Annotated in this window: 17 protein-coding genes; 6 read left to right on the top strand and 11 right to left on the bottom strand. The window is 73.1% G+C overall.

Annotation, left to right across the window (positions count from 1 at the left end):
- Window positions 1-109 precede the first annotated feature (109 nt).
- The 4 genes from IEQ44_RS02465 to IEQ44_RS02450 form a co-directional block, all read right to left on the bottom strand.
- Window positions 110-1,807: a phytoene desaturase family protein gene (locus IEQ44_RS02465; RefSeq protein ID WP_193636849.1), complete on the bottom strand. Its 1,698-nt coding sequence runs from the start codon at window positions 1,805-1,807 to the stop codon at window positions 110-112.
- A gap of 102 nt (window positions 1,808-1,909) precedes the next feature.
- Window positions 1,910-2,557, bottom strand: a complete 648-nt coding sequence (locus IEQ44_RS02460) for a TetR/AcrR family transcriptional regulator (RefSeq protein WP_193636848.1) — start codon at window positions 2,555-2,557, stop codon at window positions 1,910-1,912.
- Between the two features lie 9 nt (window positions 2,558-2,566).
- Window positions 2,567-3,430, bottom strand: a complete 864-nt coding sequence (locus IEQ44_RS02455) for an HNH endonuclease family protein (protein WP_193636847.1) — start codon at window positions 3,428-3,430, stop codon at window positions 2,567-2,569.
- An 89-nt stretch (window positions 3,431-3,519) separates the two neighbouring features.
- Window positions 3,520-3,876: a TfoX/Sxy family protein gene (locus IEQ44_RS02450; protein WP_193636846.1), complete on the bottom strand. Its 357-nt coding sequence runs from the start codon at window positions 3,874-3,876 to the stop codon at window positions 3,520-3,522.
- A 109-nt stretch (window positions 3,877-3,985) separates the two neighbouring features.
- Between IEQ44_RS02450 and IEQ44_RS02445 the strand changes: the two genes are divergently transcribed.
- On the top strand, window positions 3,986-5,158 hold the full coding sequence (locus IEQ44_RS02445; RefSeq protein WP_193636845.1) for an SGNH/GDSL hydrolase family protein: 1,173 nt from the start codon (window positions 3,986-3,988) through the stop codon (window positions 5,156-5,158).
- A 23-nt stretch (window positions 5,159-5,181) separates the two neighbouring features.
- On the top strand, window positions 5,182-5,745 hold the full coding sequence (locus IEQ44_RS02440; protein WP_193636844.1) for a dihydrofolate reductase family protein: 564 nt from the start codon (window positions 5,182-5,184) through the stop codon (window positions 5,743-5,745).
- Between the two features lie 21 nt (window positions 5,746-5,766).
- On the opposite strand, the gene IEQ44_RS02435 is transcribed toward IEQ44_RS02440, so the two are convergent.
- Window positions 5,767-6,234: an Ig-like domain-containing protein gene (locus tag IEQ44_RS02435; protein WP_193636843.1), complete on the bottom strand. Its 468-nt coding sequence runs from the start codon at window positions 6,232-6,234 to the stop codon at window positions 5,767-5,769.
- A 79-nt stretch (window positions 6,235-6,313) separates the two neighbouring features.
- On the opposite strand from IEQ44_RS02435, the gene IEQ44_RS02430 reads away from it, so the two are divergent.
- Window positions 6,314-7,315, top strand: coding sequence for an epimerase (locus tag IEQ44_RS02430; protein ID WP_193636842.1), 1,002 nt, complete (start codon window positions 6,314-6,316; stop codon window positions 7,313-7,315).
- On the opposite strand, the gene IEQ44_RS02425 is transcribed toward IEQ44_RS02430, so the two are convergent.
- Window positions 7,299-7,991, bottom strand: a complete 693-nt coding sequence (locus tag IEQ44_RS02425) for a YqeB family protein (RefSeq protein ID WP_193636841.1) — start codon at window positions 7,989-7,991, stop codon at window positions 7,299-7,301. The two genes, IEQ44_RS02430 and IEQ44_RS02425, sit on opposite strands and share 17 nt — an antisense overlap.
- A gap of 69 nt (window positions 7,992-8,060) precedes the next feature.
- Between IEQ44_RS02425 and IEQ44_RS02420 the strand changes: the two genes are divergently transcribed.
- The gene (locus IEQ44_RS02420; protein ID WP_193636840.1) at window positions 8,061-8,570 is read left to right on the top strand and encodes a hypothetical protein; all 510 of its coding nucleotides are present in this window, start codon (window positions 8,061-8,063) and stop codon (window positions 8,568-8,570) included.
- Between the two features lie 26 nt (window positions 8,571-8,596).
- On the opposite strand, the gene IEQ44_RS02415 is transcribed toward IEQ44_RS02420, so the two are convergent.
- Entirely contained in the window at window positions 8,597-9,190 is a 594-nt protein-coding gene (locus tag IEQ44_RS02415) for an MOSC domain-containing protein (RefSeq protein ID WP_193636839.1), read from the bottom strand.
- Entirely contained in the window at window positions 9,187-10,857 is a 1,671-nt protein-coding gene (locus IEQ44_RS02410) for a bifunctional 3'-5' exonuclease/DNA polymerase (protein ID WP_319804447.1), read from the bottom strand. The genes IEQ44_RS02415 and IEQ44_RS02410 overlap by 4 nt, the downstream gene beginning before the upstream one ends.
- 79 nt (window positions 10,858-10,936) lie before the next feature.
- On the opposite strand from IEQ44_RS02410, the gene IEQ44_RS02405 reads away from it, so the two are divergent.
- Together IEQ44_RS02405 and IEQ44_RS02400 are read left to right on the top strand one after the other, a co-directional pair.
- Window positions 10,937-11,359 carry a DUF8108 domain-containing protein gene (locus IEQ44_RS02405; RefSeq protein WP_193636838.1) on the top strand — a complete coding sequence of 141 codons (423 nt, stop codon included), beginning with the start codon at window positions 10,937-10,939 and terminating at the stop codon, window positions 11,357-11,359.
- A 48-nt stretch (window positions 11,360-11,407) separates the two neighbouring features.
- Window positions 11,408-12,061 (top strand): class I SAM-dependent methyltransferase, encoded by a 654-nt coding sequence (locus tag IEQ44_RS02400; protein ID WP_193636837.1) that lies wholly within the window; start codon window positions 11,408-11,410, stop codon window positions 12,059-12,061.
- 21 nt (window positions 12,062-12,082) lie between these two features.
- On the opposite strand, the gene IEQ44_RS02395 is transcribed toward IEQ44_RS02400, so the two are convergent.
- Genes IEQ44_RS02395 through IEQ44_RS17590 form a run of 3 tightly spaced genes read right to left on the bottom strand, consistent with a single transcriptional unit; the run spans window position 12,083 to window position 19,224 of the window.
- On the bottom strand, window positions 12,083-12,562 hold the full coding sequence (locus IEQ44_RS02395; protein WP_193636836.1) for a TspO/MBR family protein: 480 nt from the start codon (window positions 12,560-12,562) through the stop codon (window positions 12,083-12,085).
- Window positions 12,563-12,571: 9 nt separating this feature from the next.
- Window positions 12,572-15,967 (bottom strand): ATP-dependent helicase, encoded by a 3,396-nt coding sequence (locus tag IEQ44_RS02390; protein WP_227486780.1) that lies wholly within the window; start codon window positions 15,965-15,967, stop codon window positions 12,572-12,574.
- Entirely contained in the window at window positions 15,964-19,224 is a 3,261-nt protein-coding gene (locus IEQ44_RS17590) for an ATP-dependent helicase (RefSeq protein WP_193636835.1), read from the bottom strand. The genes IEQ44_RS02390 and IEQ44_RS17590 overlap by 4 nt, the downstream gene beginning before the upstream one ends.
- Window positions 19,225-19,244 lie beyond the last annotated feature (20 nt).

The raw sequence follows: 19,244 nt of genomic DNA, 5'->3' as shown, positions 1-19,244 counted from the left end.
CAGGATCGGGGAGCAGGCTCGCGACGAGCCCGCTCCCGAGCCCCTACCCACGGGTGGTGGCACGTACACGGGAGCGGTCGGATCCGCTCCCGTGCGCGTGGCGGGTGGGTCAGGCGGTGGCCTGCGGCCGCCGACGCGCGGCGCGGCGGATCGTCGACCCCGGCTTCGAGGCGAGCAGCGGGTCCCAGTCGTCGGTGATCTCGGTCAGCTTCGACTCCTCGACGAAGACCGCGCCGTCCTTGACCTCCTGCTCGAGGTCACGGCCCAGGATGGTGCCGGCGGTCTTCATGCCGCCCCAGATCGTGGCGTTGATGCCGAACATGTGCTCGGTGCTCGCGCCACCGAGGTACAGACCGGGGATGTGGGTCGTGACCTTCGGGCGGAACGGGCCGAGGTTCTTGAGCAGCGGAGCGATGCCGTAGCAGGAGCCGTCGGAGGTCAGGGTGAAGCGCTCCTGGGTCATCGGCGTCGAGGCCTCGCAGAACACCATCCGCTCGCGCAGGTCGGGGATCATCAACGAGGCCGTGTCGAGCACGCGCTCGGTCAGCTCGTCCTTCAACGCCCGGTACTTCTCGTCGCGCCCGTACTCGGCGCCCTCCATCGGGTCGCTGCCGACGTTCCAGAAGGCGTGCTCCTTGGGCGCCCAGCTGACCAGCTCGAGCGTGGAGTAGCCGGGGGGCGCCGAGTGTGTGCCGAGGGGATCCTTCGCCGTCGGGCAGCTGATGCCCACCGGCATCTGCTCGGGGCAGCGACCGGCCTCGACCTCGCGGTAGTAGCCGTCGACGTCGTTGTTCGGCCACACCCAGGCCAACGGCGGGGTGTCGCGCTCGCGCAGGTCGACGTCGAGCGCCACGTAGACGGCGAACATCGGCTGGGTCATCTCGAGGTCCTTGAGCCGGCGCCGCAGCCTCCGGGTCAGGTGCTCGTCGCCGACCAGCTCGGTCCACGTCTTCTTGTAGTCACCGGCAGCGACGATGACGTCCGCCCGGACCTCCTCGCCGCCCCGCAGGCGTACGCCGACCGCACGGCCGTCCTCGATCAGGATGCGGTCGACGCGGGCCTTGGTGCGCACGGTCCCGCCGTAGGACTGGATCACGTCGGTCAGGTGCGCGCCGATCACCTGCCCTCCGCCGCGCGGGTAGTAGGCGCCGGCCTGGAGGTAGTGGTGGAGCAGACCGCCGTGCATGACGGCCGGGGTGCGGTAGGGCGGCCACGTGTAGTCGCCGTTCTCGGCGAGGATGACCGCCTGCGCGTCGGCGCTCAGCCCGCAGGCGTCCATCAGCTTCGTGATCGGGCGGATGCCCCAGCGCAGCAGCATCCACGGCTTGAGGCGCGGCTCCTCGCCGGCCGAGATGATCCGCAGGATGCGCACGCAGCGGCGCAGTCCCGCCTCCTCGTCGGGGAAGGCGGCGATGAGGCGCTCGAGGTAGGTGTCCCAGCCGGTCGGCGTCTCGAAGGTCGTGCCGGGGACCATGATCCGGCAGTGACCCTCGGGGTTCTGGCGCACCCACTTGATGCGCTCGGTCAGCGCGAGGCCCGAGAGGGCAGTCTGCATCCGTCCACCGGGGCCGCACTCGCCGACGTAGTGGGTGCCGACGTCGAACTCGAACTTGTTGCCCGCCCGGCGGAAGACCTGGGTGCTGCCACCGACCACCTGGTTGGCCTCCAGCACGAGCACCTTCTGGCCGTTGGCCGCGAGGTAGGCACCGGTGGTGAGTCCACCCGGCCCGGCGCCGACCACGACGGCGTCCCAGACCTCCTGACCGGCGTCGGAGGCAGGAGGTTCGGTCGTCACGGTCTGGGTCATGGCGCCACTTTCACGGAGTTGATCTGGAGTCTGACTCCAGTTAACTCTGCCGGAGCCACTCACGCCAGCACCGACCGCCCCCTGAGCCAACTCTGCACCCCCTCAGGAGTCGACGATCAGACCCTCCAGCAGCACCAACCCCGCCTCGATGACGACCTGCTCGACACGCTCGGACGGCAGGGCGAGTGCGTCGCGGCGCAGCGCGAGGGCGGCGACCCCGTTCCAGGCTCCGAACAGGAACCAGGACATCTGCTCGGGGTCCACCGGCCGGACCGCACCGGCGTCGACGGCCTCACGGATGCTGGCCTCGAACTCCCGACGCAGCTGGCTGAAGCGCTCCACGACCTGGTCGTCGAGCGGCGTGGCCGGCCCCCTCTCCCCCGTGACTCCGAGGTACTTCACCACCGCGGGGTGGTCGAGGATCAACCGCAGGTAGGCGGTCCCGACGCCGGCGAACCGCTCCAACGGCGAGGTGTCGGCCGCGTACGCCGCCCGCAGCGCATCGGTGGCCACGCTCAGCACGCGTTCGGTCACCGCCGCCAGCAGCGCGTCCTTCGTGCCGAAGTGCACGTAGACCGAGGCCGCGGAGATGCCCGCCCGCGCCGCGACGTCCTCGACCCGGATCTGCTCGGGTGCCCGCTCCGACACCAGCGACTCGGCGGCGTCGAGCACCCGGGCACGCGTGCGCTCGCGGCGCCGCGACCCCCGCGCGGCCGCGTCGGTGGCGTGGGGCTGCTCGGCGTCGGTCACGCGGCCACTCTAGGAGGCCGGAGGGCCCGGGTCGGTGATGTCGTGGTCGACCCGGACCGGCGCACCGGAGTCCGGCACGGGGCGGCGCCGCGGGCACGCATCCAGCACGTGTTCCATCGCGCTCCGCTCCGCGGGAGTGACCCAGAGGCCGTACTTCGCCTTCACGCTGACCTGCCGGGCGACGTACGCGCAGCGGAAGGCCCGGTGCGGCGGCAGCCAGGTCGCGGCGTCCCCGTCGCCCTTCTGCCGGTTGGCCGACGCGTCGACAGGCAGCAGGTTGAGCGGGTCGTTGGCGAAGGCCGCCCGCTTCCGCACGCCCCACCGGGCGGCACCGGTGGCCCAGGCGTTGCCCATTGCGACGACGTGGTCGACGTCGACGAGGAAGCCGTCGCCGCGCACGAAGTCGATCGTCGTCGCGGTGTAGGGGTCGACGAGGCGGCCGGCGAGCACCACGCAGCCGCGGGTGGCCGGGTCGATCACCTGGTCGCTCAGGTGGCGGCGGAGCACGTCGTTGCGGGTGTCGCAGCCGTTGCGGTCGGCGTCCAGCCAAGCCGGACCGAAACGCTCCCGCGCGTAGCCGGTCATGGGAGCACGACCCTTGACCGCCAAGGTCTCCAGGAGGGCGGCAGCAGAGGTGTCGACCCGCGGCCTGAGTGTGGGCGGAGGCGTCGAGGCGGGCGTGGGCGTCTGGGCGGGCGTGGGTGTCTGCGACGGGATCGGCGTCTGCGACAGGATCGGTGGCGCGACGGACGGAGTGGGGGCGGGCTCCGGGGCAGGCGCCACGCTCCCCGGTTGCCCGCATCCCGCCAGCGCCAACGCCAGCGCAGCGGCGGCCGCACCCACGGTCGTACGCCGCGACGTCACTCCAGCCATGCGCCGATTGTGCGGCAGTCAGGTGTCACGTGGTGACACCAGGCTGCCGCACAGAGCGCGCGGCACTGAGCACGGAGTCCAATGAGCCGTCAGGGCTCCGCGGGGCGTCGGGGCTTCGGCGGACGGGCCAGCGCCCGTTCGACGGCGGGGCGCACCCAGGCCTCCATCGCCGCGGCATCGGGCAGGTCGGCAGCGGAGACGAGGACGACGCCGCCCATGGTCCGCTCCCCCATCGTCGCCCGTCGGGCACCACGGGCGAGCGCGGACTCGACGCCGTCGGCACCCACGTGGACCATCAGGTCTCCCTCACCCACCCCCACCGCCATGTGGGTGTTGACCGTCCAGCAGAGCCCACCGAACATCGCGATCTCGCGGTAGCCGTCCCATCCGGAGGCGTCGATCACCGCAGCACGGACCCGTGCAGCCAGCGCTGGGTCGTAGGTCATGGGTCCTCCTCCACCGCTCGGAGCGGTCCACCGCTCCGGGGCGTTCGCACCAACGTAGCGCTACGTTGACTCCCATGGGCACCCACGCGACCCCGGTCCCGAGCAGCCGATGACCGCCGACCTGCTCACCACGCCGGTCACCCCGGCCCTGTTGCGCGGCTGCCTCGAGACCGAGCGGACGCCGGACGGCCTGTTGCCTCATCGGCTGCCGGAGTGGGCCCGCGCCCAGACGCAGGACCCTCAGCTGCACATGGTCGAGTCGCAGCCCTCGGGCGTACGCCTCGCGCTGCGCACCGCCGCCACGCACGTCGAGCTGACCGCGGTCGCCACCACCCGGGTCTACACGGGCGTACCGGCCCGCCCGGGTGGGCTCTACGACCTCGTCGTCGCCGGACGGCTGGTCGGTCAGGGGTCGGTCGGCGGCGGCCGGACGATGACCATCGACATGATGACGGGCTCCTCCGAGACCACCTTCGGTCCGGCCGGCACGGTCGTCTTCACCGGTCTTCCGCCGGGCGAGAAGGACATCGAGATCTGGCTTCCCCACGACCAGATGACCGAGCTGGTCGAGCTGCGCACCGACGCTCCCGTCGCGCCGGCACCACCCAGCCCGCGGCGGACCTGGCTCCACCACGGCAGCTCGATCAGCCACGGCTCGATCGCCGCCAGCCCGTCGCGCACCTGGCCCGCGCTGGCCGCCGCGCACGGCGACGTGGAGCTGGTCAACCTGGGGTTCGGCGGCAGCGCGCTGCTGGACCCGTTCACCGCCCGGACGATGCGCGACACCCCCGCCGACCTGGTCAGCGTCAAGGTCGGGATCAACCTGGTCAACCTCGACCTGATGCGGCTGCGGGCGTTCGTCCCCGCCGTCCACGGCTTCCTCGACACGATCCGCGAGGGCCACCCGGATGCGCCGCTCCTGGTGGTCTCCCCCATCCTCTGCCCGATCCACGAGGAGACGCCCGGGCCCGGCGCCCCCGACGCCGAGGCGCTGGCCGAGGGTCGGCTCGTCTTCCGGGCCATGGGCGACCCCGACGAGGTACCGGCTGGCAAGCTGACGCTGCAGGTCATCCGCCGCGACCTCGCGGCGATCGTCGAGCAGCGCCAGCACTCCGATCCCCACCTGCACCACCTCGACGGCCTGCACCTCTACGGCCGCGACGACTTCGACGTACGTCCCCTGCCGGACGCCCTGCACCCGGTCGCCGAGACGCACGAGGAGATGGCCCGCCGGTTCGCGGCGACGGCCTTCAGCGACGGAGGGCCGTTCGCCCCCAGTTGACCGCCCAGCTAAGGAGCACAGCCATGCGCAAGGTCACCTACTCGATGAGCACCTCGCTCGACGGCTACATGGAGGACCCGGACGGCAACTTCGCCTGGGGCGTGCCCGACGACGACGTCTTCGACGCGCACCTCGACGACCTGCGCGAGACGGGCGTCCACCTGATGGGCCGCCGGCTCTACGAGACGATGCTCTACTGGGAGCGCGAGGAGGACGACCCCGGCTGGAGCGAGGCCGAGCGCGAGTGGGCGGCGCGGTGGAGCGCCCTGCCGAAGGTGGTCTTCTCCTCCACGCTGCGCGAGGTCAGCGGCAACGCCCGGCTGGCGACGGGCTCCCTGGCCGAGGAGATCGCCCGGCTGCGCGAGGCACCGGAGCGTGGCGTCATCGCCGTCGGTGGCACCGACCTGGCGGGGCAGGCGGCCCACCTGGGCCTGCTCGACGAGTACCGGGTGACGGTCCACCCGGTCCTGGTGGGCGGGGGCCGCAGCTACTTCCCCCTCGGCACCGGGCAGGTCGACCTGGAGCTGGTGTCGACCCGGACCTTCGGCAGCGGCGTGGTCAACCTGCGTCACCGCGTGCGGCGCTGAGGGATCGCTGCGGGGCGTGGCTCAGGCGAAGGCGATCTCCTGCCGCCGGAAGAGCCACGTCAGCTCGGCGCTCCCGCTCTCTCCCCAGTGGTCGATGACGGCGTAACGGGGTGCGTCGCCGGGCACCCGGAAGGTCTCCGTGAGGGTGGCTCCGGTGTCCGACTCCGCCGTGATCTCGTGCTCACCGGCCGGCATCGCCAGCGGGAACTTGATCCAGTTGTGCTGGCCCTCCACCGCGAAGTCACCGTCGACGACGGTGACGCCGTCGACCTCGACCACGAGGGTGACCGTCTCGTCGTCGAACGACTGGTTGCTGACCCAGAGCACGAGGTCAGCGTCCTCCTCCTCGACGAGACGGACCGCCGAGTCCCCTGAGGTGACCTCGGGCGCCGGCTCAGGCGCATCTGCGGTGCGGTCACCGCAGGCGGCGGTGGCGATCAGCAGGGCCATGACGCAGCCGGTCCGCAGGGCGGAGTGAAGAGTCCTCATGACGGTGTGACGCGGCGCGCGTCCTTCCGGTTCCCGCGACGGTTTGAGCATATGCTCAAAGTGCTGCTAGGTTCGCTCCATGACCTCACGACCCCCTGCCGTCGTCGCCGGCTGGAACGGCTTCATCGGACACCGCCTCACCGCCGACCTCACCGAACGTGGCTACGACGTCGCCCGCGTCGGTCGCACCGGGCCCGACGGCCGCTGGGACGACCCGGACGCGCTGACGCGACTGGTCGACGGCGCCGAGCTGATCGTCAACATGGCCGGCAAGAGCGTCGGGTGCCGCTACACCGACCGCAACCGCGACGAGATCCTCCGCTCGCGGGTGGAGACCACCCGCCAGCTGCGTGAGGCCGTCGCGAGGGCGTACGCGCCGCCGCCGCTGTGGCTCAACGCCAGTACCGCGACGATCTACCGCGACGCGATGGACCGGCCGCAGACCGAGTCCGACGGCGAGCTCGCCACCGGCTTCTCCGCCGACGTGGCGACCAGCTGGGAGCGCGAGCTCTTCGCCGGCGACCTGCCCGGCACCCGGCGGGTGGCGCTGCGCATGGCGATCGTGCTCGGCGGGCCGGCCTCCGACCAGCTCGCCCTGGCTGCCCGGCTCGGGCTCGGCGGCCCACAGCTCGACGGCTGGTGGCCGCAGCACCGGCGCTACCGGGGCATCGGGGAGCGCCCCACCGGCGGCCCGGTGCCGACGCAGCGCACCGCGGGGCGGCAGAAGTTCTCGTGGATCCACGTCGACGACGTGCTGCGAGCGGTGCAGTTCCTGCAGGAGCACCCGGAGCTGGAGGGCCCGGTCAACCTCTCCTCGCCGCACCCCACCGACAACCGCACCCTGATGGCCGAGCTGCGTGACCTCGTCGGCATGCCGGTCGGGCTTCCGGCGCCGCGCTGGATGCTTGAGGTCGGGATGTGGGCGCTGCGCAAGGAGTCGGAGCTGCTGCTGAAGAGCCGGTGGGTGCTACCCGAGCGACTCACCGACGCGGGGTTCGAGTTCGCGTGGCCCGAGCTGCGGCCGGCGTTGGACGACACCGTCCGGCGCCGAGGTGGGCGTCCGGTCACCGTCCCGGTGTGATCGCCCGCCAGTACTGACGGTCGCCGCGGTCGCGGACGACCACGCCCAGCTTCTCGAGCTCGAGGCGAAGCTCCTCGGCGTCCTTGCCCTGGTTGTCCTCCAGCGCCTTCTGCCGCGCGACCAGCACCGCGTTGGCGCCCGTGGGCAATGCCGGCGCGTCGGGCACCCAGCGAGAGAACTCCCCGGCGCGCGGGTCCTCCTCCGCCCACGCGTAGCCGTGCTCGACCAGCGCCGCGCGCACCCGGTCCTCGGGGAGGTCCTCCATGCGGACGAGCGCCCGGCGCCGCCCCGCCGCGTCCTGCAGGACGAGCAGGCCCTCGTCGAGGAAGGCGACGGCCACGTCCCCTGCCGGCACGACGCGCTCCTCGCCGTCCTGCGTGACCCTCACCTCGGTCGCGTCCACCGCGATCCGGGCGGCGTCGTGCTCCGCGGAGGCCGCGAGCGCCAGCCCCACGACGACCCCCAGACCGAGCAGGACCCACAGCGTCCAGTCGCCGGTGACCTCGTCCACCAGCTCCAGCGGGCCCTGCAGGGGCACCCAGGGCATCCCCAGCGCCCAGTCAAGGCCCCAGGCCAGCAGTCCCCCGGCCAGGGCACCCAGCAGCGGGAGCCCGACCCACACGACCCCGTGGAAGAAGGGCGTGGGACCGACCCGGGTGGGCTGGAGCGACGTCATGGCACGACATGCTGGCACAGGCCGGCACCCGTGGTGCGCACCTGCCGCCCCGTGCGGCAGGCTGGGGTCGTGCCCCTTCCGACCCGATGGATCACCGACGCGCTCGCCGGCCGCGGGCCGCGTCCCCCGCTCGAGGTGCTGAAGGCCGTGTGGCAAGCCCACGAGACGGAGATCCTCGCGGGCGGGGACCTCCTCTACACCTGGCAGGTCGACCTCCACGCCACCGCGGAGGCGATGGCGGAGCGGGGCGAGCTGGTCGTCGACACCGACACCTGGGCCCTGCCCGACGCCGCCCGCACCGCGCGACGCGGCTGGCACGAGGACGAGGTGGCCGTCGCGGTCCGTACCTATCTCGCGCTGCTCCGGGCCGCCGGCGCCGGGCAGCCGGTGGGCGGTCGCGCCGCCGTCGCCCAGGTCGCCGCCGAGACCGGTCGGAGCGAGGCGCAGGTGGAGGCACTCATGGCCAACGTCTCCGCCGTCGTGCAGGAGCACGGACTCCAGCCACTGGCGGCCTTCCCGCCTCGCTCCAACGTGCCCGTGGGCGTACGCCCCGTGGTCGCCGCCGCGCTGGGCGCCTGACGCCAAGGTCCGCGGGCTGCAACCACTCAGACGGGCTCCATCGCCACGTGCGGTCCGTCGGGCAGAGTGACGGTGATCGCGGCGCCGGGCACGACCTCGCCACCGCGCTCCACGACCGACATGACGCCCGCCTTGCGGATGACCTGCGGTGCGGGCCGGTCATCGCGCGGCTCGTCGGGCACCGCCCGCCCCAACGGCGTGCCGTCGGCCCTCGCCAGCACCACCTTGAGCAGGCCGGGTGAGAACCGGTTGATCAGCACGCAGGGGTTGCGCAGTCCCGTCAGGCGCACCACCGGGCCACCCAGGTCGAGCAGCGTGCCGGTCGGCAGCGAGATCAGGTCGATGCCCGCGGTGGTGACGTTCTCCCCCAGGTCGCCGGGGCCGACCTCGAAGCCGCGCTCGCGGGCCTCGTCGAAGAGCTCAGCCCCGATGAGGTGCACCTGCCGGAGGTTGGGCTGGTTGGGGTCCTTGCGCGCCGCGTAGCGGTGCTGCACCAGCGTGCCCGCGTGGGCGTCGCCGAGCACGCCGATCCCGGCGATCAGGTGGATCGACGGCTCGGGCACCTTGCTGAAGCGGTGGGTGGTGTCGCGGCTGACCGCGAGGACGTGGGGGGAAGTCACTCCGAAAGCGTAGGCACGGGTGCCGACTTGCCCGCCTCGGCGTAGGACCGGACCACCGACGTGCTCAACGGGAAGTCGACGTCGAAGTCGCCGAAGAGGAGCCGGGTCGCGGTCGCCGCGGCGCCGTGGGCCGCCTCGACCACGGCGTCGGCCTGCGCGGCGGGCGCGTGGATCACCACCTCGTCGTGCAGGAAGAGCACCAGGTGCGGGCGGTCCTCCACGGGTCCGCTCGGGGCGAGCCGCCACAGCCGGTTGCGCAGGTCGGCCACCCAGCACAGGGCCCACTCCGCTCCTGTGCCCTGCACGACGAAGTTGCGGGTGAAGCGGCCGTACGCCCGCCAACGCGCCGCCTCCGCCTCCCGGTTGCCGCTCGCGTCGCCCGCCTCGTCCGCCTCCTGGTGGGCGTCGACGGGCGGGGAGCCGCGGCCCAGGAGCGTACGCACCGTGCCCCCGCGCTCGCCGGTGCGCGCCGCCTCCTCGACCAGCCCGAAGGCCGCGGGGTAGCGCCGGGTCAGGCCGGCCACGAGCTGGCCGCCCTGCCCGCGGGTGGCGCCGTACATCGCACCGAGCAGCGCGAACTTCGCCTCCTCGCGGGTAGGGACCGCGCCGTCGACGACCATGCCGCGGTAGAGGTCCGCGCCGCGCGCCGCGTGGGCCAACGCCCGGTCGCGGCTCATGCCCGCCAGCACCCGAGGCTCGAGCTGGGCGACGTCGGCGACGACCAACACCCAGCCGTCGTCGGCGACGGCGGCGGGTCGGACCACCGCCGGGAAGGAGAGCGCTCCTCCGCCGTTGGACGACCAGCGCCCGGTCGCCGAACCGGCCGGCTGGTAGTGCGGACGGAACCGGCCGGCGCGGACCCAGTCGTCGCTCCACGCCCAGCCGTTGGTGGTGAAGAGACGGACCAGCTGCTTGTAGCGCAGCAACGCCTCCGCCGCCGGGTGGTCCACCGCCTGCAGCGCGTGGGCCCGCAGGCTGGGCAGCTCGACTCCGACCTGGCGCAGCGCGGCCAGCACCTCGGCCTGCGAGTCGGGGTGGAGCCGCGGGGCGCCGAGGGTGCGACGCACCTGCTCGGCTGCCGCCTCCAGCTTGGCGGGGCGGGCGCCGCGGGGCGGTCGCGGGCCGAGCAGGTCGGTCAGCATCGCCTCGTGCACGTCGCTGCGCCAGGGCACCCCGGCGTGGGTCATCTCGACCGCCGCCAGGGCTCCGGACGACTCCGCCGCCACCAGCAACCGCAGGCGACCCGACTCCGACGAGGCGGCAGCCGCGGCCTGCTGGCGGGCGTCCTCGAGGTCGGCGCGCAGGTGCTCGGTCAGGTCGTCGGCGGCGAAGAGGCCCCCGTCGTCGTCATCCCCGGCCGAGGTGGAGGGCCGGAGCTGGTCCCAGGCCTCCGACTGCTCTCCCTGCTCCCACCCGGGCGCCACTGCCGGCGCGTGGCGCAGGATGCGGCGCGCGAGGCGCAGGTCGTGACAGCGCTCCACGCGTACGCCCGCAGCCAGCAGCGGCGGGTACCAGCGGCTCGTGTCGTCCCAGACCCACCGGGGCTGGCCCACCTCGCGTGCGGAGACGTACGCCGGCAGCTCGGCCAGGTCCATCTCGGTGCCGCTGCCCTCGCCCGTGACGAGCACGCGTCCGCCCGGCAGACGGGAGAGGCAGAGACGGGACACCCCTGAACTCTGCCACTGGGGTGGCCCGACCACCGAGAAACCCCGCCCCCGGGACACCCGTGCGGCCATACTTTCCTGCGTGGCACTTCGACAGAGGACAGTGGGCGCCCTGCGCTGGGACGGCAAGGCGTGGCGTCGGTGGAACGGCCGACGGTGGGCGAAGGCCCTCTACTCCCCCGACCGCATGCGTCTGACCCTGCCGACGCCTCTGCGCGAGGATCCGACGATCCCTCACAGCCGGCGTGAGCACCTGCTCGCCCAGGCCGTGGCCGCCGAGGTCGCCAGCGGCGCCGACGTGGTGCTCCCCGGGTCGGTCACCACCGTGGTGGGTCGCAGGCGACGGGTCTCCCACCTCGTCCACGCGCTCCTCACCCTCCTGACCCTGGGGATGTGGGCCGTGGTCTGGATCGCGATGTGCCTGGCCCGCACCCAGGACCGGGTGCGCCTGGAGGTCGATGAGTGGGGACACGTCTGGGGCGTTGAGGGCAACCCGGCGCACTGACCACACCCCGCCGTTGCCTCCGGACGGCGGCAGGGGCAGGGTGGCGCCATGAGCCACGGAGAGCACCAGGACGCCGCCAGCGGCGACACCGACATGTTCGAGCAACCCGCCTGGGACGAGCGCTACGCCGGCGAGGGCCAGATGTGGAGTGGGCAGCCCAACCCTCAACTCGTCACGGAGGTCTCCGCGCTGACCCCCGGCACGGCCCTCGACGTCGGCTGCGGTGAGGGCGCCGACGTGATCTGGTTGGCCCAGCAGGGATGGCGGACGACCGGTGCCGACTTCTCGCCTGCCGGCCTGGCCCGGGCCGCACGGCACGCCGAGCAGGCCGGGGTGGCCGAGCGGACCCAGTGGTGGCAGGTCGACGCCCGCACGTTCGACGCCGACGGCCGCACCTGGGACCTGGTGACCACCCACTTCCTGCACCCGCCCGCGGGCGGGATGGTCGAGGTGACGCGCCGGCTCTGCTCGGCGGTGGCGCCGGGTGGACACCTGCTGGTGGTGGGGCACGCCCCCTCGGACCGGCTGATGCACGGCGACCCCGAGAAGCAGCGGGCCCTGTTCGTGGCCGAGGACCTGCGCCCCGGGCTCACGCCCGACTTCGAGGCCCTGGTGGTGGAGCAGCGCCCGCGCACGGTCACCCGAGAGGGCGAGACCTTCGAGATCGAGGACTCGACCCTGCTCGCGCGACGGCGCGCCTGAGCGAGACCACGAGCCGGGACCTCAGTCGCGGCGGGTGCTCTTGCGCCAGATGGCAGCGGTGAGGACGGTCGCGAAGGTCGTCCACGCGGCGTACGGCACGAGGAAGCCGCCGGCAGCGCGGTGGGCACGCCCTGCCGTGCGGGCCAGGTCGATGCTGCTGGCAGCCAGCGCCCCAGCCACGACGACTGACCCGCCCAGCTGCCGGGCCTGGAAGAACGACCAGGACCACCCGGCGTTGAGCGCCATGTTGACCATGAGCTTGCGCCGGTAGGCCGCCGCGGCCTCCTCGTCCAGGTGGGCCTGGGCGATCCCGGAGGCGATCCCGATGTGGGTGTAGAGCACGGTCCACGCCACCGGGAAGACGATCGGCGGCGGCTGGAAGGCCGGCTTCTCCAGCCGCTCGTACCACAGGCTCCGCGTGCCTGAGGCGGTCGCGACCGAACCGAGCGCGGCCGCTCCGAGCGGCAGCCCGACGCTGCTGACGATCTCTCGTGGCTCCATGGGTCGACCCTACGAGGACCCCTCGACCTCCTCGGCCGTTCCTGCGTCCCCGTGCAACAGCGCCGTCAGCTCGTCGCGGCCCGGCAGGTCGTCGTACCGCACGGTCCTGCCGCTGCGCACGTAGTGGAAGGCCGCCGAGACCTGATCCACCGGCACCTGGGCCAGCTCGGCCCAGGCCAGACGGTAGAGGGCCAGCTGCGTGGGGTCGGCCGTCTCGTGGCGGTGGGTCTTCCAGTCGACCACGAGGAACCGCGGCGGGTCGCCGAGGTGTTCCCCGGGTTCGACGTAGACGGCATCGATGCGGCCGCGCACGACCGTGCCGTCCAGCACCAAAGAGAACGGCGCCTCGACGGCATGTGGGGCGAGGTCGGCGAACTCCCCGGACTCGAACGCCTTCTGCAGAGCCTCGAGGTCGGCGTCGTCGTCGATGTCGTCGTCGAACCGCCCTGGCAGGTCGTCGGGGTCGAGCAGGCCCTGCTGACCGAACCGCGCCTCCACCCACGCGTGGAACCGCGTGCCGAAGCGGGCCGCCGGCGCGGGCGGACGCGGCATCGGGCGCAGCAGGTCGAGGGCGAAGCCGTCCGGGTCCTCGCGCAGCCGCATCAGGGCGGTGGCCGAGAGCGAGGACGGCACCGCCACCTCGGACGTGGTGCTGCGGCGGGCGCGTTCCTCGAGCAGGAGACGCTCGATCTCGTCGTCCCACCGGGCCACCCGGTCGGCTGCGGACTCGCCGTCCGGGGTCACCGCCCAGGCCAGCGCCTCGCGGTCGTCGGCACGGCCGGGGTCCGCGGCCAGCACCCGACGGGCGGCCTCCTCACGTCGCAGACGTTCCTCGCTGCGCTCCGTCGAGGGCCACTCCACCCGGGTGGCCTCCTCCTCGGCCGGGTGCGTCTCGTCGTCACCGGGGACGTGCCACGGCGCCAGGTCAGCCCCCCAGCGGCGCTCCATCTCACGGACCGTGAGCAGGTAGGGAGACGGTTTCAGGGGCTTCTGCCGGGAGCCCCACACGTGACTGCTGACGACGAACTCGTGGCGCGCGCGGGTGTAGGCGACGTAGCCGAGACGCAGCTCCTCCATCGCATGGTGGGTCTTCACCTCGTCCTTGAGGGCCACGATGCCATCGGCGCTGCGTTCCTCGAGCTGGGGCACCGAGTCGGCGTCGCCGCGCAGCCGGCCCGGCAGCTCGTGGCACACGCTCGTCCACTGGGAGCGGGCCCGGTTGCTGGGGAACCGTTCCTCCGCAACGCCGATCATGAGCACCACGTCGTACTCCAGCCCCTTGGAGCGGTGCACGGTCAGCAGCTTGACGGAGTCGGACTCGCTGGGCGGCGCGAGGTCGAGCCCCCCGGCGTTGTCGTCCTCCACGGCCAACCACGCGTTCAGCGCCGGCAGGGTGACGGTGCCGTCGACCGCCTGGAAGTCGGCGACCGCCTTGACGAAGAGGTCGAGGTTCTCCCGACGCGCCTCAGCCGCCGGGGACGTCGAGGAGGCCAGCTCCGTGTCGAGCCCCGTGACGTCGATGATGCGCCGCAGCAGGTCGAGCAGCGGTTCACCGACGTAGGAACGCAGGTGGGCCAGCTCGTCAGCCAACCGGGCGAACCGCTCTCGTGCCTCGGGCGAGTAGGGCAGGTCGCCGGGCGACTCCAGCGCTTCGTTGAGCGAGGCCAGCTCGGTCGGGTCGACACCGGCGACGGAGTCGGAGAGCTGCTCGGTGATGCTGCGGTCGTCGGCGTCGCGCCACTGTCCGCGGGCCAGCTCGACCGACCGGCGTCCGAGCAGGGCGAGGTCGCGGACGCCGATCTCCCAACGGGGTCCGGCCAACAAGGTGAGCAACGAGGCGTTGTCGGTCAGGTCCTCGAGCAGCGAGAGGGTCGCGACCACCTGCGCCACCTCCGGCAGCCGGATCAGCCCTCCGAGTCCGACGATCTCCACCGGAACACCTGCGGCGCTGAGTGCGTCGTAGGCGGCCGCACCCTCCTTGTTGGTGCGGACGAGGACGCCGACCTCCTTCCAGCAGGCCTCGGCCTTCTCGTCGAGCGCCCGGGCGTCGTCGAAGCGGCGCTCGAGTCGCGCCTGCCGCGCGCCGGCCAGCGCCTGGTCACGGATCCGTTCGTGGGCAGCACGGACCTCGTCGACCAGCCAGGCCAGCTCGTCGGCGGCGGTGCGGTGCACCACCGAGCGCACGACACCCTCCTCGGCGTCGGGCTTCCACTCCAGGGGCTCGACGAGACCGGCCTGCTCCCGCAGCAGCGGCTGGGCGAGGGCGTTGGCGACGTCGAGGATGCGCCGGTCGGAGCGACGGTTGACGGTCAGCGAGAACCGGGCCGAGGGGGTGCCGTCGGCCTGGGGGAACTGCTCGCGGAAGTGGGCGATGTTGGCCACCGAGGCGCCGCGCCAGCCGTAGATGGCCTGGTTGGGATCGCCCACGGCGGTCACCGCATGGCCCCGGCCCGACGCCGCGTCCGGTCCGCTGAAGAGGCGCGCCAGCAGCTGCGCCTGCGCCACCGACGTGTCCTGGTACTCGTCGAGCAGCACGACCTTGTACGCGGCCCGCTCGGCCGCGGCGACCTCGGGGAACTCCTCGGCGATCCGGCACGCGCCGGCGATCTGGTCGGAGAAGTCCATGAGGCGGTAGCGCGCCTTCATCTCGCGGTAGGCCACCACCAGGTCGAGCAGCTCGCGGCGCTGGTCCATCTTCTCCAGCACGGTGCGCACCAGGTCCTGCTTGCCCTTGGTGCGCTTCTGCAGCATCAGGTCGCGCAGCTCGGTCTCGAAGAGCGGGCGCTCGTGGGCCTGCCAGGAACGGATCCGGTCCGGGCTGACGAGGTGCTCGTTCATCGCCCCGTCGAGGGCGAGCAGCCACTGGATCACCGTGGGCGGGTGGTCGGAGAGGTGGCGGACCTCGCGACGGTGCTCGGCGATGACCCGTTGCGCGAGCTGGAACCGGGAGGCGTCGCCCATGATCCGCACGTCCGACTCGTGCCCGATGCGCAGTCCGTGCTCGGCCAGGAGGCCGGCCGCGTAGGCGTTGTAGGTCGAGACGGTGGGTTCGAGCAGCTCGGTGGGCCCACCGTCGTCGGGCACCACGCCCCGGTCGAGTCCGGCGCGGGCCAACGCTCCGCGGATACGGTGCGAGAGCTCCGCCGTCGCCTTGGTGGTGAAGGTGAGTCCGAGAACCTCGTCGGGCGCCACAGACCCGTTGGCGACCAGGTAGATGACCCGGGCCGACATCAGCTCGGTCTTGCCAGACCCCGCGCCCGCGATGACCACGCCGGGAGCTGGGGGTGCGCTGATCGCCGCCCACTGCTGGTCGGAGACGGTGAAGCTGGCGCCGGTCACGGCGCGAAGGTCCTCGGGCGACCCGATGCGGGGTGTCGGCGGCGTGGTGGTGGCGATGGCGCTCAACTGATCACTCCCGCGGTGGTGACGGCCGGGCAGAGCGCCGCGAAGGCGCAGAAGTCGCAGTGCTTGCCGGGGACCGCGGCGAAGTCCTCCCGGCGGATCACGTCGACGGTCTCGGCGAGCTGGCGCTCGGCCAGCACCCACCCGTCGGCGTCGGCATCCTGGCGAGCCTGTGCCTGAATCTTCGGCACGTCCTTGGTGGAGGCCCGCAGCTGCCAGAGCTCCGCTCCCCCCGAGAGGGCGCCCGGATCCAGGACGTCGGCGAAGCCACCGCGCTCCACCGCGTACTGGTAGATCCCGAGCTGCGGGTTCTCCTTCAAGGACTTGTCCGTCGGCGGGTACTTGCCGGTCTTCAGGTCCACCACCACGACCCGCCCGTCACCGTCGATCTCCAGGCGGTCGGCGAAGCCGCGCAGGTGCACCTGGGAGCCGTCGGGCAGCGTCGCGGTGAACGAGAAGGGCACCTCGGTGCCGACCAGGCGACGACTGCTCGACCGGTGGTGGTTGAGGAAACGCTCGATGGCCCTGCGCGCCTCCTCCCGCTCCTTCTCCCGCGACCAGGGCGTACGGAAGGGCAGGCGGTCCCAGACCCCGTCGACGAGCTCCATCAAGTCGTCGATGGATGCCTCCCCCACCTCGGGACGCGTCACGTGCTCGGCGATCTTGTGCACCACGTTGCCGAAGGCGGCGCCCTGCCCCGAGAAGGTCGCCCCGCCCGCCTCGTGCTCGAGGAACCACTTGGCCGGACACTCCGCGATCGACTGCACGGTCGAGGCCGACACCTTCACCGGAGCCTCCGCGTCACGCACCGGCGTGGCGGCGGCCGTGGCGCCGTGGGTGCCCCACCAGTGGCGCGGGTCGGCCGCCGGCACGAGGCGACGCCCCTCGTGCTCCTCGCGCGCCAACGCCGTGAGTCGGCGCGCGGCGGCGTCCCGCAAGGGCTCCGCCAGCGTCGGGTCGGCGACGGTGCGGCGCAGGTCGGCGACGACGCCGGCCAGGGTCAGGGGACGACTGGGCCGGCCCTGCAGGTGCTGCACCGCCACGGGGCGGGCCCCCGCCGCCACCTCGTCCGGGGTCGGGCAGAGCTCGTCGAGGAACCGGGAGGCCACCTCTCCGTCCTCGTGCACCGACGCGACGGCGGTGACGACGAGCCGCTCGCGGGCCCGGGTGCAGGCGACGTAGAAGAGGCGCCGTTCCTCCGCCAGCATCTCCGCCCGGGAGGAGTCCTCGACAAGCGTGAGCCGGCCGTAGTCGATGGCACCGATGCGGTCGGCGCCGAGCAGCGTCGCCCGTCGCCGCAGATCGGGCCAGTTGCCCTCCTGGACGTGGGCGACCACGACCAGGCGCCACTCCAACCCCTTCGACCGGTGCGCCGTCAACAGTCGCACCGCGTCGCCGCGGACGCCCTTGTCGACCAGGGTGTCGGCCGGGATCTGCTGCGCCTGCACCTCTTCGAGGAAGGTGCGCGCCGAGGTCCGTCCCCGCTGTTCCTCGCGGCGGGCGGAGGTGTCGAAGAGCGCGCAGACGGCGTCGAGGTCGCGGTGGGCACGACGCGCCGCAGCACCCCCGCGCAGCACCGCTGCCCGCAGCCGGGGCCCCCACTCCGTGCCGGCCCACAGCCGCCACAGCAGCGACTCCACGTCCTCGCCGCCACGCAACGCCTCGCGGGCGTCGTCGAGCAGTGTCCGCAACGTCCGGGCCTTGTCGATCCCGGCGGCCTCGAGGCCGTCGAGGGCGCCCGGAGCCACGAGCGCCCGGGCCACCAGCTCCCCGGAGGAGCGGGCGGAGCGTCGCTCGGTCGCCGCCTCGGCGAGCTCGCGCTGGCGCAGGGTCCGGGCCAGGGTGCGCAGCTCGGTGGCCCCCAACCCACCCAGGGGCGACAGCAGGAGCTGTTCGGCCCGCTCCTGCGTGGGCGCCCAGGACTCGTCCTCCTCGGCATGCACCACGGTCTCGAGCGCTGCGAGCAGCTGTTCGGCAGCCGGCTCCTGACCGAGCGGGATCTCGTCGGCCGCGACCTCCACCGGCACTCCGGCCGCAGCGAGCAGGCGCCTCATCACCGGCAGGGTGCTGCGGCCCGACCGGACCAGCACCGCCATGTCGGACCACGCGACGCCGTCGTCGAGGTGGGCACGCCGCAGGAGGTCGGCGATCCGTTCGGCCTCGGCACGCTCGGTGTCGCAGGTGAGGACCTCGACGCGCCCCTCGGTGGCATCGGGCAGCGCCCGGGGTCGGGCGAACCGTTCCCGGGCCTGCGCGGGCAGCGCCCCCGGCAGGGCGAGGTTGGCCGCCACCCGACCGGCCGCCTCCAGGACGGCCGGACCGAAGCGACGGGTGGTGTCGAGGACGACCACCGGGGCACGCTCCCCCGACCGGGTCGTGAAGGTCTCGGGGAAGTCGAGGATGTGACGCACCTCGGCGCCGCGGAAGCCGTAGATCGACTGGTGGGGGTCACCGACGGCCACCAGGTTGGCGCCGTCACCGGCGACGGCCCGCAGCAGCTCGACCTGGCCGGGGTCGGTGTCCTGGTACTCGTCGACGAAGACGTGGCGGAACTCCCGACGCAGGTCGTGGCCGTGGGCCCGGGCCTCGATCACCGCCCGCCGCACCAGGTCCGGGTAGTCGGTGGCCGCGTGGTCGTCGAGACCCTCCAGGTAGCGCTCGAGGAAGAGCCCGGCCGCGAGCAGCTCGGGCGCGGCGTCGTGCTCACGCCCCAGTCGAATCAGCTCCTCGTGGTCCGCGCCCTTCTCCCGCGCGCGCCCCAGCACAGCGGCGACCTCGCGGGCGAACCCGCGGGTGTGGACCGCCTCCCCCAGGCTCGTCGGCCACCCCAGCCGGTCACGGTGCATCTCGAGCAGCTCGTGCATCATCACGTCGGCCTGCGGCGCGGTCAGCAACCGCAGGGGCGCGGTGTAGAGCTCTGCGGGGGTGAACCGCCGGACCAACCCGTAGGCGAAGGAGTGGAACGTCATGGCCAGTGGGCTGGCGACCGTGCGCCCCAGCCTGGCCGTCACCCGGTCACGCAACTGCTCGGCGGCCTTGCGGGAGAACGTCAGCGCCAGCACGGAGGCAGGGTCGGCGCCCCGGCGCTCGATCCGGTCGACGATCGCCTCCACCAGCGTCGTGGTCTTGCCCGTGCCGGGGCCGGCCAGCACCAGCAGCGGGCCGGCCACGTGGTCGACCACCGCCTGCTGCGCCGGGTCGAGCGTCGGCACCGGCGTGGTGACGACGGGCGGCCGGACGAGACGGACGGAGGAACTCATGCCGACCACCCCATCACAGG

The sequence above is a fragment of the Nocardioides malaquae genome (assembly GCF_015070385.1).
Classification (GTDB): domain Bacteria; phylum Actinomycetota; class Actinomycetes; order Propionibacteriales; family Nocardioidaceae; genus Nocardioides; species Nocardioides malaquae.
This window is presented reverse-complemented; position numbering and strand designations above follow the sequence as displayed.

Coding starts and splice junctions, on each gene's coding strand:
- IEQ44_RS02465 (WP_193636849.1), bottom strand. CDS start 1,807: ATGACCCAGACCGTGACGACCGAACCTCCTGCCTCCGACGCCGGTCAG.
- IEQ44_RS02455 (WP_193636847.1), bottom strand. CDS start 3,430: ATGGCTGGAGTGACGTCGCGGCGTACGACCGTGGGTGCGGCCGCCGCT.
- IEQ44_RS02450 (WP_193636846.1), bottom strand. CDS start 3,876: ATGACCTACGACCCAGCGCTGGCTGCACGGGTCCGTGCTGCGGTGATC.
- IEQ44_RS02445 (WP_193636845.1), top strand. CDS start 3,986: ATGACCGCCGACCTGCTCACCACGCCGGTCACCCCGGCCCTGTTGCGC.
- IEQ44_RS02440 (WP_193636844.1), top strand. CDS start 5,182: ATGCGCAAGGTCACCTACTCGATGAGCACCTCGCTCGACGGCTACATG.
- IEQ44_RS02435 (WP_193636843.1), bottom strand. CDS start 6,234: ATGAGGACTCTTCACTCCGCCCTGCGGACCGGCTGCGTCATGGCCCTG.
- IEQ44_RS02430 (WP_193636842.1), top strand. CDS start 6,314: ATGACCTCACGACCCCCTGCCGTCGTCGCCGGCTGGAACGGCTTCATC.
- IEQ44_RS02425 (WP_193636841.1), bottom strand. CDS start 7,991: ATGACGTCGCTCCAGCCCACCCGGGTCGGTCCCACGCCCTTCTTCCAC.
- IEQ44_RS02400 (WP_193636837.1), top strand. CDS start 11,408: ATGAGCCACGGAGAGCACCAGGACGCCGCCAGCGGCGACACCGACATG.
- IEQ44_RS02395 (WP_193636836.1), bottom strand. CDS start 12,562: ATGGAGCCACGAGAGATCGTCAGCAGCGTCGGGCTGCCGCTCGGAGCG.
- IEQ44_RS17590 (WP_193636835.1), bottom strand. CDS start 19,224: ATGAGTTCCTCCGTCCGTCTCGTCCGGCCGCCCGTCGTCACCACGCCG.